Here is a 15,969-nt window from a genome sequence, read left to right on the forward strand (position 1 = left end):
GGTGACCGCCTGGTTGTTGCTTCGGAATCAGTCTCAGAGCTTGCCCGCAGCGGCCATCTCGACGTAGCTCGGGTCGAAACGCAGCTTGACGTTGTTCTTGTCGCCGACGATCACGTTCTTGTCGAACGCCATGCCTATGGAATCGGCACTCTTGGCATCCTGGCCGAGCAGACCGTGGTCAAAGGAGAACTTCGCCACGCGCGTCATGATCTTCGGCATGTCCGGGCTCGTGACGAAAGCGACTGCCGCCTGAGGTGTATAGAAGAGCGCGGTGGTCGACAGCTGCCCCTTGAAGTTCGCAAGGTCGGTACCGGAGGCCTTCGCCATCGACGTGAGCGCGCTGGTGCTGGCCGCCGAATTGCTGTGCATCAGCGCAACCATCTCGAACCATGCGCCCGTCAGTGCCTTACCGAGTGCCGGGTTCTCTTGCAGCGTCTTCGTGTTGACGACCATCATGTCCATGATTTCGCCGGGAATCTTGCTCGAATCGAAGACTTCGGTAACGTTCGGCTGCGCCTTCAGATCGGCGAGCATCGGATTCCATGTCACCGCGTTGTGAACTGTCGGGGTCGCGAATGCGCCTGAGATATCCGCGTCGGATGTATTCACAACCTTGAGATCACGCTCGCTCATATGCGCGCTTTCCAAAGCGCGTGCGAGCAGGTAGTGAGAGACCGAGAACTGCACGAGGTTGATCTGCTGGCCCTTCAGGTCGGCGATCTGCTTGCCCTTGCCCTTCATGAGCACGCCGTCGTTGCCGTTCGAGTAGTCGCTCACGATCAGGGCAGTCGAATCGACGCCGCCCGAGGCCGGGATGGTGAGCGCATCCATGTTGGTCATCGCGCAGCCGTCGAACTTGCCAGCCGTGTACTGATTGATGGATTCAACGTAGTCGTTCAGCTGGATGACATCGATCTTGATGCCATACTTCGTGGCCCACTTCGAGATGATGCCCTGGGTTTTTGCCTGCCCCCACGGCATCCAGCCGGCGTAGATGGTCCAGCAAACCTTGAAGTCGCTGCGGCCCGCGGCGAACGCGGTACTAGAAGCGAAGGTGGCGAGGGAGACGGCGGCGATGCCAAGACAGCGAACGAGCTTGCGCATGAGGTTGACCTCGAAGGGGACGGTTAGCAACGGCAGGGAGCAGCGCAAACATCGCGTTCTCTCCCGGGCTTTTATCCCGCCGTGTAACCTCGCCTGAGGTCGCCAGCTCTCGGACCAGCACCTGCGAGAAGCAGGCCGGAACCCTAGCTGTCCATTTCCAGATTGTCTGACGAACCGGATACTGCGCCGGCTCCTTGCCCATTCCTTAAAGCGAGAAGCGTGCCAATGAAAAAAGGCAGGCATTTGTGGCGCGTGAGGCATTTCCCCTGCCCTGCGCCGGTACCAATGTGCACTGGCATGCATCATGGCGCACCCGTTTCGGGCGCTGCGACGGTCGGATACAAATGCGACATCGGCAACGAATAGCCGCGCGCCGCCTGGCTGGATATCCAATGCCTCCTCGACGAATTCCTTGAGATAGCGATGTGACGACTCGACGCTACCGTTCTCGTGAGCCAGACCACGATTGTTGGGAGTTCCGCTATCTGCAAAACTCCGGCAGCTCAATTGTCCGCCGCGTTCTCATCGATGCCATCAGCAACCGGAAGCACAGATCGTCGCCCTTGTCCGACGGTCAACGTGATTCCTGGACGTGGAGCGCCTGGAAGTTCCGGCTCGCCTTCCCTGTACATGAGCGCCCCTTCGAGAAGTGCGCCGCGCATGCAAGGGATCAGCCCAGCCTTGCGGCCGGCTGCCTCCTGTGGTCAGCCGGTCACCACCGGCCGCGATGCCGGCTCACCATTACCTGTATCGAGGCGCTCGTACTCCGCAATGAGTTGCGCACCGAACAGCATCAGGGTCGCGAGGGTTTCGAGGCTGAAAAGCACGACGATCGCCGTCGTCAGCGTCCCATAGACGACGCTCACCTCGGAAAGCGTCGCGAAATACCACACCAGCACGCGTCGCGTGATCTCCCACAGCACGCCGGCGGTGACCGCGCCGACGAACGCATGGCGCAGCGTCGTGCGCCCCGCCGGTATCACCAGGTAAATCGCTGTCAATACCAGAATCTCTCCCGCGAAACCGCACAGATACAGCACGACCCGGGTCGCGCCCGTCAACGACACCGCATGACCGAACAGCACGATGCTGTCGCTTGCTACGGCATGCAGGCCGCTGGAGACGAGCGTCACCACCAGCACGCCGATACCGAGAGACAGGCTGAACAGATAAGGCACGATTGCCGACAGCAGAAAGTGTCTGCGCCGGATCGCGACCCGATGTACGAAAATGATCGAAAGTGCGTTCTCAAGCACCGTGAACGCAAGTGAGCTGAAAAAGATCATCGTGACAACGAGAAACCAGCCAATCACGGAGCGATGTGCGAGAAAGCTGGCAAGCTCCGCCACAATCGCTTTCGACTGCCCCGGTACGAGCCATTCGAGCAAACGGGCGAGGGTATCGAGCAGCAACTGCTCTCCGACGAAATGACTGAACGCGATCGCGACGAGTATCAGGAGCGGGACGATAGACAGCAACGCGTAGTACGCGATCGCCCCTGCCAGCAGCAACCCCTGGTTCCTGCGGAACGCCGTGCACACCTGGAAGACGAACCGGAGGGGATGCCGGGTAACAAAGCGCAGCGCCTGTCCGCGTGGATGATCGGTGTTGCTCACGTGAAGCTATCCTGTTTCGTCCGCTCCGAGCAGCGTTCGCCTGCGCCCGGCGCGAGGCGCGCGCCCAAGGCCGCACCGCCTGGGCTCATTGTGCAGGTGATGTCCTGAAGCACACAGCGTACGATCCGCCCTGCGCGAAGCCAATTGCGGCGCCCCCCGGCCCTGCATATCGAGTGCGATGGAAAGGGCTTTGCCTCGCGTACGAACTGCCCTTCTCGCGTCGTCGTCCCGCCCCCGTGCATAAACCTTCACCTTCGTCCACATTGAACTCCGACCTGTCAGCGAACATCGGCGCGCAGAAATCGGTACTTAACGGTGCGCGGGCCTGACTCCTCCCTGGCAGCAAACAGCGGACCTGCCTGTGCAACGCAGGTTGTAGATACGGTGAAACGCGAACGCGACAAGGAATGACCGGACATGACCGACCGGTCTGCGATCACGTACCAGGACCGGGCCACGGGAGGAAGGCCAACGAGGTGCGTAAGCGCGCGTGTCGGCGCTGACCGATCGCTTGCGTCACGGCGCGTCCCAGGCGCAGGGATCTGCTGCTCCGCGTGCCGATTGTCCGAGGACACCGGCGCCAGGAAAGCATGACGGAGGCCCTGATGCCGGCAGTCATACGATTGGCCACGCGCCCGCAACCGCCCGTTGCACTCGTGCCCGAACCCCAAAAACATTCGCGCGAGCGCGCCGGCACGCTGCCAGCCTCGCACTGCAAGGCTGTCTTCGTCGGGCTGGCCATTGGCGTCCACGCCGCCGCCCAGCGCGGCGCCTGGCTTCTCCGCGTGCCGGATGAAAAGAATGCGATGCGGTCCCATCTCGGTCCTCCAGGCAGTCGGCGGGTATTAGCACTTCGCCAATATTGTTCCCACGGTTGCCCTCCTCCCGCGGTCCCCGGGCGTTCGCACGTGCGGCACGTTTTGTGCTGTTTCGCTTTTGACCCGCCTGCCGCTGCGTGGCTTCGTATGCAGGCTCACGACCAAAACGAGGGTTAGCCATGGATGAGATCGATCGACTGGGGAGTAACGTCGCAGCAGCGCGCGCCGCCGAGCCACCCTATGGACGCCCACGCTCCGCCGTTTCCTGGAGCGCTGTCGTGGCGGGCGCCGTGGGCATGGCGGCCTTCGCCCTCATCCTTCTCATGCTCGGCACGGGCCTCGGGCTTTCGTCGCTCTCGCCCTGGCCTGGAAGCGGCGCGCACGCAAAGACGTTCGGCGTGGCGGCCGTCATCTGGATTTGCGTGACGCAGGTGATGTCTGCCGGTCTCGGCGGCTATCTCGCGGGGCGCTTGCGTCGGCACTGGCCCGGTATTGGTACAGACGAGACCCACTTCCGCGACACCGTACATGGCTTTCTCGCCTGGGCGCTCGCCACGCTCCTTTCCGCCATCTTGTTCAGCGCGGCCATGTCCGGGCTGGCCCGAGAGGGCGTGAGTGCAGGCGCAGAGAACGCATCGCACGTCGCGAGCGGAGCCGTCGCCCTCAATCGCGGCAACGCCCCTGCCGCATTTGGCACCTGGCCCATGGGCTATCTGATCGACGGCATGCTGCGTCCGGTCGCGGGCGCCGCCGCATCCGATGCGTGGGGTGCCTCGGGCGCCTCGGGTGCCTCGGGTGCCTCGGGTGCCTCGGGTGCCTCGGGTGCTTCGAGTTCGCCGAATACTATGCATGCCGAACAGGTCTTCGAGACCGCGCAACAGAAGCAGGAGATCGCGCGAATTTTCCTCAACAGTCTGCCTGCAGGCGGGGCGCTTTCAGCCGAGGACACCGAGTATGTAGCGCGCATCGTGGCCGAGAAAACCGGGCTCGCACCGGCCTATGCCCGCGCACGCGTCACGACCACCTGGTCGCGCCTGCAGGAAAAGGTCAATGCCGAGGAGAACGCCGCGCGCGCAGCCGTAGAAGCGGTCCGCAGGGCCACCGTCCACGTCACGCTGTGGCTCTTCATTTCGCTGCTAATGGGGGCCTTCTCCGCCAGCCTCATGGCGACGATCGGCGGCAGGATGCGCGAATTTTGACGGCTCGGCAATCCCACTACTTTCGATCTGAGAGGAGACAAACATGCGCTCAATTCTTCTTTTTCTGCTCGGCGTTCCGATTCCGATCATCATTCTTATCGCGCTCCTATGGCATTGACCTGCACACGCACCCCTGTACCCGGACATGGCGGCTGCCACTCTCGTTAGCGTGTCTGCTCATATCCGGAAGGTTCAGACGCGCGTCATGGGCCAACATCAAGAGGCTAGTCATGCAGCCTTCCACGCCGGCATCCGGGCGGAACGAAGCCCCGTTGAATCCGGGCGACGAAGGTCACCGGAATGCACCGGGCGTCGGCGAGGACCTGTGCGGCTCCGGCCACGGAACCGGCCTCGCATAGCGCAAAGCGCTGTGCCTTCTGCGGCGGCACAGGGAACGTCATGCAGCGAATCGCCGGCGGCCGAGCCATTTCGGGCGCCACGCACGTCCGATGCGAGACCGCGGGGGCGAGGCCCAAACGCTGCGCTTTCTCGTCGATCCGCCCGGCACCCACGCACGGCGATAGAGCGCCGTTACGGCTGCAGAAGTCCGGGGCGGGCGCATGTCGCCGCCCAGGATGCCGTGCATCGCCGCTCCACGCTCGCAGCAGTGGCGCGAGCACCCCGCTGCGCCGCTCGCATCGGCCGAAGAAACCGCGCAGCGGCTGCCCCACGGCGCGCTCATGACGATCGAGGGCAGCCCGCATACGCCCAACTATGCCGAGCCAACACACTCGCCTTCGCGATCACGCCGTTCCTCAAGGCCGACGCCGACCGCGCAAAGCAAGGGAGCCATTCGAAGGGTAAGCAGGGAGAGAATCATGGACATTCTCGTTGCGCTGTTCGGTGCCGGAAAGGAACTCGATTCGCTGCAGATGGCATTGCGCGCAGCTCTTGCGTTCGTTTGCACACTTGCACTCATCCGCATATCTGGCAGACGGTCGTTTGGCCAGCGTTCGCCTTTTGATTATGTGGTCGCGATCCTGCTCGGCGCGACACTTAGCCGCTTCATTGTCGGCGCCTCGCCCGCGGTAGCAACGTTTGTGGCGTCGCTGGTCCTCGTGCTCATGCATCGGGCGCTCGCATGGCTGTGCGTTCGATACCGATGGCTGGAAACGCTGGTGGTCGGTGTCGAGAGGGAGGTCTACCGCGACGGCACGTTCAACCGCGCCCAGATGTCCGCTGCCCTCATCACGCGCGCGGATGTACTTGAGACGGTCCGACAGGAACTCCATGCGACGCAACTAGAAGACGTCGAGGCAGCCATCCTCGAGCGTAACGGAGAAATCAGCCTGATTCGCAGGCGTTCTGCCAGGCCGTAGCCCCGAAACACCGCCGCTATCGCGCCACGCCAGGGTTCTCGCGGCACCCGCAGCCGACGCGTCCGAGAGCGATTCGAGGGCTTGCTGCCCGTGAAAAGTAACGGCGACACAGAATTCCTGCGTGCCAGCGCCGACGCGCTTACCGGGTACCGCGATGGCGCGACGCGGTTCACGGCCAGCGTCGAATGATCTGGCGTTTGGCGCCGTCCTTGGGGAAACGGCCCCATTTGCCGTCTATTCGCGGCATCGACGCCTCAAGCTGAAATGTAACGGTTTGAATTCCCAATTGTTCAAATACCTCCAGCTGAAACGCAGCGGGTTGAACCCCTGACTGTTGAAAAACGCGTCCGGCGGTCACAACGGGTAGCCAGCGATGAGCTGTGTCCACGGAACGCAAAATGCTGTTGCTGCTCTGGCTTGCCTCAACACAGACGGTTCGAGCTGAACGCTCCTTCTGCGGCGCCCCATCGGTTACTTCTTTCTCAAAGATCAACCGAACGGTCCAGCGGGCGGCTAAGGCGCGCTATCCGTTGCGCCTGGCGTATTGCGCGTCCTGGCAGTACCCGTTTGAGCACGGAGCCGGACTGAGACTTGCTGCAAATGTGCCATCGGAGCGCAGCCTGGAAAGGGAGACGTGATGGAACGGGAACTCAAACTGAGGATTACCTCCAGGGATCTCGCCAAACTGCGCCGGGCGCCATTGCTCGCCCACGGCAAGCGCGACGCCAGTCCGGCGAAGTTGCTATCCAGTACCTACTTCGATACTCCGGAACTGGCCTTTCACCAGTGCGGAGCGTCGCTTCGAGTGCGTGGCGTCGGACAGCAGCGAATCCAGACACTGAAGTTTGGTGGCTCGGCTCAGGCCGGAATGTTCGACAGGGACGAGTTCGAGACACCCATCGACCGGGACACGCCCGACCTGACGCTGTTGCACGATGTGCTATCCGCCGCTACGGATTGCGGCCAGCTCGTTCGAGATGAAGCCGTTGCGGCCAACCTCGCGCCGATCTTCGTCACACGGATCAACCGGTCAACGATCGCGCTGCGTACGTCGGCAGGGAACGAAATCGAAGTTGCGCTGGACGAGGGAACCATTGACGCTCGCACAGGTTCCGCACCCATTGCCGCCGTCGAACTCGAACTCAAGCGTGGCAAGCCGCAGGGACTCTATGCCCTTGCGCTCGAACTCCTGCAGACGGCGCCGCTTCGCATCGACCGTCGCAGCAAGGCCGATGTGGGTTATGGGCTACTTGTCGCGGAGCACGCTGATTGCATAAAAGCCCGGCCTGTGCAGCTCGGGAAGAACGACTCTATCGAGGAAGCGTTCCGTACGATCGCGCACAACTGCCTCGACCAGGTGCAAGCCAACGAGCGCGGCGTCGTCTCGGCTCACGATCCAGCGTGTGTCCACCAGATGCGGGTGGGGCTCCGCAGATTGCGCTCGGCGCTCGGCCTGTTCGGGAAAGTGATACCCGCATACGAGGGTCTCGACGGCGAACTCCGTTGGGTCGCATCGGAGCTGGGCGCCGCGCGCGATTGGGAAGTGCTGGCGGGACCCACGCTCGACCGGGCCGGAGCGGACGCACACGCAGACGAAGTGAAGCCTGTGCGGCAGGCATGCCGAGAGCTCGCTAGCGAAAACCGGCAGCGCGCCGCAGCCGCAATCGAATCGGTGCGCTATACCCGACTGGCTCTGGAGCTGACGTTATGGCTGGACACAAAAAAGTGGCGCAACACCATGACCGACGAAGCGCGCGCGGAGATCGAAAAACCCGTTTCGCAGTTCGCTGCAAAAGTCCTGCGCAATCGGCACCGAAAGTTGATCAAGCGCGGCAAGCGGCTTGCCGATCTCGACGATCATCTTCGACATCGTGCACGCATCGCGGCGAAGAAGGTTCGATATGCGACGGAGTTCTTTGCGTCGTTATGCCCGAGACGCGCTGTGCAGCGCTACGTTGATGCGCTGACGGCGCTTCAGGATGACCTCGGATGGCGCAATGACGCCGTCGTCGCTGAGCGGTTCCTTCAGACGTTGCCGAACACGTTCCCGGAAGCGGCTCGAGGCGCCGCCTTCGCTCGAGGCTATCTCGCTTCGCGCGTCGCGGCCGATCATCGGAAAATGACGAAGCTATGGAAGCGTTTCAGACGGCTTTCCGCGCCGCACTGAGCACCTCTTACGGAGCGAATGCGAAGACGACGATGCGTACGGGGCAACGCCGCCGACCAGCAGCGCGCGCTTGCGGTGCGTGCTGCGGCGCTCCTTCCTGCTGGCCGCCCAGGCCATCGAGGCCGATCATGCACCTCTTGCAGAAAAGCTGCGCCGCGCGAGCCTGCACTGGATGCGCCACACGCATGCCACGCACGTGCTCGGCGGCAGTGCGGAACTCGCCACCGTCGGCGACAACCTGCGATACGCTTCTGTCCCGACCCTCTCGAACCATCTGCACACCGACGACGCCGAACGTGCACAGTAGATCGCTGACGCGTTTGCCAGGATGAAATGAGTGGCTGGGGACCATATGCGCCTGCTCATGACCAGCTCGCCCGTAACGGCCCGCTGCCACATGTTGGGCGCCCTTTCTGCGGCTATACTCCGGACCTCTCTCCTTCAAATCTTCCCTGCATGAAACGCGTTTCCGTACGGCAGTCTCCCATCCACGGAAAGGGTGTCTTCGCCCTGCGGGCACTTTCCGCCGGCGAACGCATCTTCGAATACAAAGGGCTTGTCACCACCTGGCGCGAAGCGACCCGCGCCTGTGCGCAGCGCACCGACGCCGGACACACTTTTCTCTTCGGATTGTCGGATGGGCGAGTGATTGATGGGGGCCGTGGAGGAAACGGCGCGAGGTGGCTCAACCATGCGTGTATGGCGAACTGCGAGGCGATCGAGAAATCGGGCCGCGTCTACATCGACGCGCTCAGGGACATCCAGCCCGGCGAGGAACTCTTCATCGACTACGCGCTTGAGATCCCGCCGAAAGCGCACGACGATGCGACCCGTGAGTACACCTGTCGTTGCGGCAACCGACGTTGTCGCGGGACCATGCTCGGTCCGATCCAGGTACGCCCCTCCGACCGTACCCGCCACCGCGTATGAGACTGCGCATCCAGACGCCCTGGCCTTGGCTCAGCGGGCGCGCGCGAAGGCGCCCCCCGGCGGCGCACCGGGTTCACGTCGAGCGCTGCACGTTACCCCCAGATCTTCGTGAGTTTAACCGGCGTGCGCAGTTGCTGCGTGAACAGCGCGGACGGCACGGAACCGCTCGAATGGGAGACATGGTGGAATAATGGGGCATCGACCGATGGAAGCCGATGCCCAAGTGGCCGCACAAGATAATGTTTTACAGAAGGCCACGAACTCCATAAAAACCCGGTTGCCTTCAGACGTCCACCGGATTGTTCACTCCGGGATCACGTCCCGGAAGCTCCCCGGTCGCCAGCCAGTACGGACGGCGGTTGTAGTAGTCATGCAACTGCGTGCCCCACGTCGAATCCGCCATTGATGGCCAGTGATCCTTATCGAAGCCGGGATCGTCCTTGATACGTTGGGCCGGAATGTCGACACGAAAGCACTCCTCGTTGGTGTCCAACGTCAATGCGTTCCAGGGGATCGCGTGAAGGGTGTTGCCCATGCCGAGAAATCCGCCCTCGGCCAGAACTGCGTATGCGACGCGGCCACTACGCACGTCGAGCATGATGTCGGAAATCTTGCCGACATGTTCGCCGTCAGCGGAAATCACCTTGTTGCCGTCGAGCGTGGCCGCGGCCATGATCTCCGGGCCTGGACCTTCGCCGGTGCCCCCGCCGACGATCTGTGCACCGGTGGCTCCTGATTGGGGATGAAGAATAGTCATGGCTGCGCTCCTTTCGGTTAAGAGTTGCGATGACTTCTAGCGCATGCGGTGTGCCACGCCGGGAAACGATCGGCATGTCTTGTCTGGAGAACTTGGCCCCTTCTGGTTGACCCCGTCGGAGCATCCACACCTTGAGACGTTCCAGTCAACGTGTGAAAAGCATGCGGATGTTGCGCGCAATCCAGCCAGTCAGACCTGTGCGCAACACGATGGGCACGACGCGCCTCGGACCAATCAGCAGTGAGCCCAGCAAGATGGATCCGAGCATGGTGACGTAAGGCGCGGCCGACAACGCGCGGCCAAGGTTCGCCAGGCTAAGCGATTTCGCGCGGGCAGGAGCGTACTCGGCGCCCCGCGAGGCAATATTGGCCGCAAGCAAACGCGAGCGGGTCAGCTCCATGTCGCTGAGCAGGACGGCTTCAGATGTCCGCCGGTTCAAACGGGCGCGACGACTCATTTAAGTGCCTCCTTGAGCGTTTCCAGATCCGCTCGCAGCTCGCCCTTGAGCACTGCAAATGAACGTATTGGCCTTTGCGCGCGGAAAACCAGCAATGCCGTGATCGAAGCGACTAACCAGAGCACCGCTATGCTCCAGACGACAGCGAGGAAATAGCGCGTATTCCAGGCGGATGCGATCAGCGCGATGCAGAAGAATGAAAGCGTAAATAGCCCACTGACGGCGAGAGCCACGAGCGCGAGGATCTCGCGCGTCACGTACGCGCGGGCCTCGGACAGTTCGAGCGACAGTAGTTGCCCGTAGTCCGTCGTACGGACGGCGAGGAACCGCAATACGTTGCGCCAGCGGTCGAGCTTCGCGTGAATTGTCATGGCCCACCTCGCCCATGCGGTGTGCTCAAAACGCCCGTCGGGTCCGGCTCCGCTTATTCGCGATTCGCGGCCCACAACGCGCCGAGCGCGAAGCCGATGCCCACAGCGATGCCCAGCGTCGCCAGTGGGTTGTCCGCAATCGCCTCGCGCGTCACAACCGCCGCGTCGGTCGCAAGCTGTTTTGACTTACCGCATAGCGCCCTTGCGTTGCCCGACAGCCGCATACTGGCGTCGCCGAGCATTTCGCCGACTGCCTCCGGCGCGTTGGCTGCGAGTTCACTGACCGCGCTGTCGGTCTTCGTTGATCCCATGCTCATGTCATTCTCCCAGTCAGTCTGCCTACGCAACGCGCGAAAAACCGCGCAAATCCGGTATTCGACGAGTGCCCATTCCTGCCGGACCAGGCCCCCGAATGCACTTTCCGCGGCTACTACAAATGCGGTGCGACCGGCCCGAAAACCGCACGGCAGATCCTGGTGCTTCGGCAACCCCGCCCACTTTTGGCCCGGCACCGGCGGCCGTGCGATGCAGCGACGTCGCACTGAGGAGTCGATTTCGGCCCTCGCACCGGCCGCCTGCTTCCGCACGATACGGAAAAACGTTGGCGGCCCGGGGCATCCAGGACGCCAACGGCCATTCAACGCCGCCTGTAGCCGTATAGCAAACTGACGAGGAACAACACGAGGAAGATCACGAAGAGGATCTTGGCAATGCTCGCCGCACCTACCGCGATGCCCCCGAATCCAAAAAATGCCGCGACTATCGCTATCACCAGAAAAACGACCGCATAGTAAAGCATGGTAACTCTCCTCTAATTGCACCCTCTCCCGTTACGCGATAGAGCCGGAAAAGTGTCCGCGCTACGAGGTAGCAGCAACCAGCGTGCCTTGCATGCGTGTGCCTGGGCGAGCCTGAAAAGAATGCGCAGGTGCCTCGATATGCGCGCGCAACCCTTCAAGCGAGAACGGCTCGCGGGGAAGACACACTCGAAGTCCAGGTCGCCCGGACACAAAGGTTCGATGCTCGATGCTCGATGCCCGTTGCCCGATGCCCTACCTCGGGTCATCGTCCACCATCAGTAGGGCCGTCAATCTGCGCCCCCGGCACGGTCGAAAACGTTCAGCGAGATGCATTTCCGAACGGTCAGCGTCTGCCCCCGCGGTGCGGCATAAAACTTGCGGAAATGGCCTGTGCCGCGCTGCGGCCTCGAGAAGGAGAGCCGCTCCGTGCCAGACGATCCGAAGAATCTGGAGCCTGAAACCACGGTCACTGACCGGACGGAACGCACATGGCTTTCGCGCCTCGGGCCCGGCCTCGTGACGGGCGCGGCGGACGACGACCCGAGCGGCATCGCCACCTATTCACAGGCGGGCGCGCAGTTCGGCTTCACGCTGCTGTGGACACTGCTGCTGACGTACCCCCTCATGGTCGCGATCCAGATGACCAGCGCGCGGATCGGTCGGGTCACGGGCAAGGGGCTCGCCTCGAACATGCGCGCGTTCGGCCCAAAATGGCTCGTCGTGCTGCTGCTGGCTGTGGCCAACACCATCAACTCGCCGCGGGGCACAGCGATCTTCAGCGGCGTCAGGCCGGGCCCTGAGCGCTTCTTAGCCCGCGGCGGGCAGGCTTTTTGCGCCGCTCGGGCGTGGCAGTTTCGAGCGCCTGGGCCGCCGGCGCTCGAACCGCCCTTCGATCCAGCGACGCGCACCTTGCGGCTCGAACGCTGAAGCAATTCGGTGAGCTCCGCATCGGCCACCGCAGCGCCCTCGCGGTTCTGACGGGCTGCCTCGCGCGCGCGGCGCCTGGCGTCCTTCTCAAGAAAGATCAAGAGCGCCGCCTTGTCCGTCTTTAGTCCGCGACGCAGAGCGGCGACAATGAATTGCGCGAGCGCACCGCACTCGAACGCCTCGATCACGGCCGGATGTACATAGCATTTGCGACAGACCGCAGGCGTGTTGCGTAACAGCTGCGCGACTTCCCTGATCGTCGCAACGACGTGGCCCCGCGCTTCCGGGTCGGTCGACTGCGGCGGAAGCGAGCTGGCCGGTGCCGAAGGGAGACCTCAGGGCGGGGCACCGGTCGCCCATCTCACCACACCTGGCGGCGTGCAATCGCGCATCCTTGCCATTAAGGCGCACCCGTCGGCGGCACGCCCGACAACCTCATACGGCGCGTGTGAAACCCGATTGTTCCGGATCGCCAGGCGATGCCCGAAGAGCAGGCAATCGTCGGGGCAACGTTCGCGCTGGCATTCTTCCCGCGCATAAAAACCATCCGCATTTCCGGAACAGTGCGCCCTCCTCACGGCACGGCCGTTGCGAGAAGCCAAACAGCGGCAGCACTTCACCAGCACTCGCTGCCGCCCGAATAATGGTCGAGCATGAATCCGAGGGAGTGCCCATGGCCAACGTGCTGCTCGTTGACGACGACCCCGAGAGCGTCTGGCCACTTGCGCTTGCGCTGGAGGAAGATGGTCACCGGGTGACCGTTCTGGCTGGCGCGCACACTGCCATCGCTTTCATGCGCCGGGAAGTCGTTCAGTGTCTCATTACCGACTATCAGATGCCGGACATCGACGGCATCAAGCTGTGCCAGATGGTGCGGGCCCATCCCGTGTTCGCGCAATTGCCCATCGTGCTGCTTTCTGCGGCTGCGGAGCCCGACTGGTGCCCCCGGTGCTGGTCCCGGTTCCTGCGAAAGCCAGTGCAGGTGAGCGAGTTGCTCGAGGCCGTGGATGCGTATGTCGCGGCGCGTCTGACCAGCGCCGAGTCCCGCTCTCCTTCCTGGCACATGGGGGAAAGATTCCAACACCTGGCGCCGGCGAGGTGGGCGCCCGTGAATACTGCCTGCGGACCGTAGCGGGGAGAGCGTTCGAAAGCTGGGACCTCCGCAGTGAGCGCCGCATGCGCTTGTGGCAGCATCACCGGTCTCGTGTGGAGTCGGCTGACCCGGTCTTGAAAGGGTGTGAGCGAACCATGCGAATAATCATCGAAGCAAGGTTGGCAGACGAAGAGAGCGTTACGCCCGGCCAGACCGATGGGGTGATGGCCGTGATTAAGCGTCGTGACTTTAGTCTTGCCGAAGTGAGCCTCACTCTTGCGCAAGGACGGTCGATACCGGCAAGGGGTTGCAGGCCGGCGAAATCGAAACAAGTGCAGTGCTGACGTAAACGGGAGCGCGCAAAAACCGGGGTCGAGTTATTTCTTTAGGATTCCTTTTTCTGGTCATGCGGTAGCCGACTGATGGTCGGCATGCCCTTGCGAGGACGGGCGTTGTTGGCCAGCGTGCGCACGTTGCTCCTCAGGTCTTACGGCGTCAGCGAAGTGTCCAATGAACGTCCTTGTTCTGGAAAGTACAACGGGAACAGCACCATTCAGCTCCGCAGCCCGGGCAGTGGTAGTACTGGATGCGTACGCTGCCGAGATATGCCGGTTCGCCGACATCGCGTAGAGGGTGTGTCACGTCGAAATCGGGATGGCTCAGCAGAAGGCTGCAGGACGCGCAAAGATGTGATGGATCGCTAATCATTTTCATTCCCTCAGCTCTACACGCAGCTTTTCTCATTGATCAGCCGCTCATAACCGATCTTTGCCCGTGCCTCGGCGGCGATGTTCGAGTGCAGGTCAGCTGTCGGCTCACCGATCGTGTCGATGTAGCCCGCGCTCCACGGCACGCCGGCCGAGTTGACCAGCGCGGGGCCGCCCCCGAACAGGACCTGAGTGACGTGGCTGTCGTTACCGGCGCCGTTGAGCTTTCGGTAGAGTTCTGCCTGCTCGTCAACGGCCTCGGCGAGCTCACCCTTCCCTCCCTTGTTGAGCATGGCTACGATCGACCCAATGATTGCCAGGTGGCTGAGTTCCTCGGTTGCGATGTCAAACAGCATGTCCTTGCGGCCGGGATCCTCTTCGGAAACCGCCTGGGTGAAATACCGCATCGCGGCGGCAAGTTCTTCCTGAGAGCCGCCGAACTGCTCCAGCAGCAGATTGGCGAGACCGGGGTTGGCCACGTCGACGCGTCCCTGTCGCGTGGCTTACTGCTTTCCGGAAGCCTTTGCGTTGCCTGCCGACTCGGCGAACTTCGACAGCTTCAGATCGGTAGCCTTTTCCTCCTCAAGCGTTTCCTTGAGCAGCTTCACCGCCTCGCCGTGCCCGAGCAGCTTGCCGAGTGCACAGAGGCTGCCGTACGCCGCTATCTCGTAGTGCTCCACCTTCTGTGCGGCCGCAATGAGACCCGCATCGAGCACCGGGCCCTTTTCGATTTCCTCGATCAGTTCGTCCGCTTCCTCGATGAGACCTTCCATCGCGACGCACTTCATGCGCTTCAGGCGTAATCCCGTGACTTCGACCGCCTTGTCGATGCGCTCGATCTGACCGTGCGTCTCTTCCAGGTGCGTCTTGAACGCCTCCGAAAGCTGCGGGTCGGTCACGGTGCGCGACAGCTCTGCGAGGGCGCGGGTCAGCTGCTTTTCCGCGCTGTAAATGTCCGACAGCATGTGGACGAACAGGTCATCCAACGTCTTTCTCTGGCTCATGATCACCTCCGTGGTAGGGTGAGGCGTCCTCCGCAACGGTCATTCCTGCGGCGACAGCCGGGTGACATAACGGATGCGGATAGTTGGCGATGTCCCGGTCCAAAGGGTGTACTTCCGATGCAACGGCCCAGTAGAAGCGAAGGCTTTTGCAGCTGCGCGCGGGACCAGGCTGGGAGCGTCCTTTCATCGCATGGCTCCGGAGGCTCAAACGATGGGGGTAGAACACCCGCAAGCGTTATGCCTCCTGACACGAACGCACCGGAGCGAGGTCCGACTGGCTGATTCCCTCTCCTAAAGCTGCATTCAGGCACGGCCGTTGCGGAAGGGATGCGCGCGTCCGGCGCGAACATATTGGGAGAGGTGTCATGAACAAGGACCACGTGAAAGGCGAAGCTGAAAAGCTCAAAGGCAAGGCAAATGAAGTCGCTGGAAAAGTCACCGGAAACAAGTCCCAGGAACTCAAGGGCGATGTCCAGCAGGGAGCGGGTGAAGCACAAAAGAAGGCAGGCGACCTGAAGGACGCCGCGAAGGATGCCGCCGATGACCTCGAGGAGGACCGCGAGTAAGGCGAGCGTGGCATCGCGCGTGCGGGTGGCGCAAAACTGCCCGCACGCCTTCGTGCAACTCAAGACCCGCAGTGAATCCAGGAGCATCGCTAGGACAAGCCCGCAAATAATCCGAGCACACCGCTTCGGGTGAG

At 62.5% G+C, this 15,969-nt stretch carries 16 protein-coding genes, 2 pseudogenes and 1 riboswitch; of the genes and pseudogenes, 8 read left to right on the forward strand and 10 right to left on the reverse strand.

Features of this window, described 5'->3' with window-relative positions; genetic code table 11:
* Positions 1-33: 33 nt before the first annotated feature.
* Together M3A49_RS07725 and M3A49_RS07730 are read right to left on the reverse strand one after the other, a co-directional pair.
* Positions 34-1,104 carry a putative urea ABC transporter substrate-binding protein gene (locus tag M3A49_RS07725; protein WP_266228177.1) on the reverse strand — a complete coding sequence of 357 codons (1,071 nt, stop codon included), beginning with the start codon at positions 1,102-1,104 and terminating at the stop codon, positions 34-36.
* Positions 1,105-1,162: 58 nt separating this feature from the next.
* A riboswitch (guanidine-I (ykkC/yxkD leader) is annotated at positions 1,163-1,262 on the reverse strand.
* 546 nt (positions 1,263-1,808) lie between these two features.
* Positions 1,809-2,720: a YihY/virulence factor BrkB family protein gene (locus M3A49_RS07730; protein ID WP_266228178.1), complete on the reverse strand. Its 912-nt coding sequence runs from the start codon at positions 2,718-2,720 to the stop codon at positions 1,809-1,811.
* Positions 2,721-3,717: 997 nt separating this feature from the next.
* On the opposite strand from M3A49_RS07730, the gene M3A49_RS07735 reads away from it, so the two are divergent.
* Together M3A49_RS07735 and M3A49_RS07745 are read left to right on the forward strand one after the other, a co-directional pair.
* Positions 3,718-4,737: a hypothetical protein gene (locus tag M3A49_RS07735; RefSeq protein ID WP_266228179.1), complete on the forward strand. Its 1,020-nt coding sequence runs from the start codon at positions 3,718-3,720 to the stop codon at positions 4,735-4,737.
* A gap of 818 nt (positions 4,738-5,555) precedes the next feature.
* The gene (locus tag M3A49_RS07745) at positions 5,556-6,056 is read left to right on the forward strand and encodes a DUF421 domain-containing protein (protein WP_266228180.1); all 501 of its coding nucleotides are present in this window, start codon (positions 5,556-5,558) and stop codon (positions 6,054-6,056) included.
* A 169-nt stretch (positions 6,057-6,225) separates the two neighbouring features.
* Here the strand turns inward: M3A49_RS07745 and M3A49_RS07750 are convergent, their stop codons facing one another.
* On the reverse strand, positions 6,226-6,549 hold the full coding sequence (locus M3A49_RS07750; protein WP_266228181.1) for a hypothetical protein: 324 nt from the start codon (positions 6,547-6,549) through the stop codon (positions 6,226-6,228).
* Positions 6,550-6,693: 144 nt separating this feature from the next.
* Here M3A49_RS07750 and M3A49_RS07755 point away from each other — a divergent pair, with 144 nt between their 5' ends.
* The 3 genes from M3A49_RS07755 (at position 6,694) to M3A49_RS07765 (ending at position 9,153) form a co-directional block, all read left to right on the forward strand.
* Entirely contained in the window at positions 6,694-8,223 is a 1,530-nt protein-coding gene (locus tag M3A49_RS07755; protein ID WP_266228182.1) for a CYTH and CHAD domain-containing protein, read from the forward strand.
* 79 nt (positions 8,224-8,302) lie between these two features.
* Positions 8,303-8,530, forward strand: a complete 228-nt coding sequence (locus M3A49_RS07760) for a hypothetical protein (protein WP_323183119.1) — start codon at positions 8,303-8,305, stop codon at positions 8,528-8,530.
* Positions 8,531-8,679: 149 nt separating this feature from the next.
* A complete protein-coding gene (locus tag M3A49_RS07765; protein WP_266228183.1) occupies positions 8,680-9,153 on the forward strand; it encodes an SET domain-containing protein in 474 nt (157 codons plus the stop codon).
* 283 nt (positions 9,154-9,436) lie between these two features.
* Here M3A49_RS07765 and M3A49_RS07770 read toward each other — a convergent pair whose 3' ends face one another.
* The 5 genes from M3A49_RS07770 to M3A49_RS07790 form a co-directional block, all read right to left on the reverse strand.
* Positions 9,437-9,910, reverse strand: coding sequence for a PRC-barrel domain-containing protein (locus M3A49_RS07770; RefSeq protein ID WP_254354401.1), 474 nt, complete (start codon positions 9,908-9,910; stop codon positions 9,437-9,439).
* A gap of 145 nt (positions 9,911-10,055) precedes the next feature.
* Positions 10,056-10,367 carry a hypothetical protein gene (locus tag M3A49_RS07775; protein ID WP_266228184.1) on the reverse strand — a complete coding sequence of 104 codons (312 nt, stop codon included), beginning with the start codon at positions 10,365-10,367 and terminating at the stop codon, positions 10,056-10,058.
* The gene (locus tag M3A49_RS07780) at positions 10,364-10,738 is read right to left on the reverse strand and encodes a phage holin family protein (protein ID WP_266228185.1); all 375 of its coding nucleotides are present in this window, start codon (positions 10,736-10,738) and stop codon (positions 10,364-10,366) included. Before M3A49_RS07780 ends, M3A49_RS07775 begins: the two co-directional genes overlap by 4 nt.
* 53 nt (positions 10,739-10,791) lie before the next feature.
* Positions 10,792-11,226 (reverse strand): DUF883 C-terminal domain-containing protein, encoded by a 435-nt coding sequence (locus M3A49_RS07785; protein ID WP_266228186.1) that lies wholly within the window; start codon positions 11,224-11,226, stop codon positions 10,792-10,794.
* 149 nt (positions 11,227-11,375) lie between these two features.
* Complete coding sequence (locus M3A49_RS07790; protein ID WP_254354405.1) at positions 11,376-11,537, reverse strand: DUF1328 domain-containing protein; 162 nt, start codon at positions 11,535-11,537, stop codon at positions 11,376-11,378.
* Positions 11,538-11,985: 448 nt separating this feature from the next.
* Here M3A49_RS07790 and M3A49_RS07795 point away from each other — a divergent pair.
* Both M3A49_RS07795 and M3A49_RS07800 read left to right on the forward strand, forming a co-directional pair.
* A pseudogene (locus tag M3A49_RS07795) lies at positions 11,986-12,291 on the forward strand (divalent metal cation transporter); the annotation flags it as partial.
* A gap of 847 nt (positions 12,292-13,138) precedes the next feature.
* On the forward strand, positions 13,139-13,597 hold the full coding sequence (locus M3A49_RS07800) for a response regulator (protein ID WP_266228188.1): 459 nt from the start codon (positions 13,139-13,141) through the stop codon (positions 13,595-13,597).
* A 703-nt stretch (positions 13,598-14,300) separates the two neighbouring features.
* Here M3A49_RS07800 and M3A49_RS07805 read toward each other — a convergent pair.
* Positions 14,301-14,753: pseudogene (locus M3A49_RS07805) on the reverse strand (manganese catalase family protein); the annotation flags it as partial.
* A 15-nt stretch (positions 14,754-14,768) separates the two neighbouring features.
* Complete coding sequence (locus tag M3A49_RS07810) at positions 14,769-15,269, reverse strand: ferritin-like domain-containing protein (RefSeq protein WP_266228189.1); 501 nt, start codon at positions 15,267-15,269, stop codon at positions 14,769-14,771.
* Positions 15,270-15,634: 365 nt separating this feature from the next.
* Between M3A49_RS07810 and M3A49_RS07815 the strand changes: the two genes are divergently transcribed.
* Entirely contained in the window at positions 15,635-15,835 is a 201-nt protein-coding gene (locus M3A49_RS07815) for a CsbD family protein (protein WP_266228190.1), read from the forward strand.
* The last annotated feature ends 134 nt before the right edge of the window (positions 15,836-15,969 follow it).

This window comes from Paraburkholderia sp. CNPSo 3076 (genome assembly GCF_026343935.1).
Taxonomy (GTDB): domain Bacteria; phylum Pseudomonadota; class Gammaproteobacteria; order Burkholderiales; family Burkholderiaceae; genus Paraburkholderia; species Paraburkholderia nodosa.

Coding starts and splice junctions, on each gene's coding strand:
- M3A49_RS07725 (WP_266228177.1), bottom strand. CDS start 1,104: ATGCGCAAGCTCGTTCGCTGTCTTGGCATCGCCGCCGTCTCCCTCGCC.
- M3A49_RS07735 (WP_266228179.1), top strand. CDS start 3,718: ATGGATGAGATCGATCGACTGGGGAGTAACGTCGCAGCAGCGCGCGCC.
- M3A49_RS07745 (WP_266228180.1), top strand. CDS start 5,556: ATGGACATTCTCGTTGCGCTGTTCGGTGCCGGAAAGGAACTCGATTCG.
- M3A49_RS07755 (WP_266228182.1), top strand. CDS start 6,694: ATGGAACGGGAACTCAAACTGAGGATTACCTCCAGGGATCTCGCCAAA.
- M3A49_RS07765 (WP_266228183.1), top strand. CDS start 8,680: ATGAAACGCGTTTCCGTACGGCAGTCTCCCATCCACGGAAAGGGTGTC.
- M3A49_RS07770 (WP_254354401.1), bottom strand. CDS start 9,910: ATGACTATTCTTCATCCCCAATCAGGAGCCACCGGTGCACAGATCGTC.
- M3A49_RS07775 (WP_266228184.1), bottom strand. CDS start 10,367: ATGAGTCGTCGCGCCCGTTTGAACCGGCGGACATCTGAAGCCGTCCTG.
- M3A49_RS07780 (WP_266228185.1), bottom strand. CDS start 10,738: ATGACAATTCACGCGAAGCTCGACCGCTGGCGCAACGTATTGCGGTTC.
- M3A49_RS07790 (WP_254354405.1), bottom strand. CDS start 11,537: ATGCTTTACTATGCGGTCGTTTTTCTGGTGATAGCGATAGTCGCGGCA.
- M3A49_RS07800 (WP_266228188.1), top strand. CDS start 13,139: ATGGCCAACGTGCTGCTCGTTGACGACGACCCCGAGAGCGTCTGGCCA.
- M3A49_RS07810 (WP_266228189.1), bottom strand. CDS start 15,269: ATGAGCCAGAGAAAGACGTTGGATGACCTGTTCGTCCACATGCTGTCG.
- M3A49_RS07815 (WP_266228190.1), top strand. CDS start 15,635: ATGAACAAGGACCACGTGAAAGGCGAAGCTGAAAAGCTCAAAGGCAAG.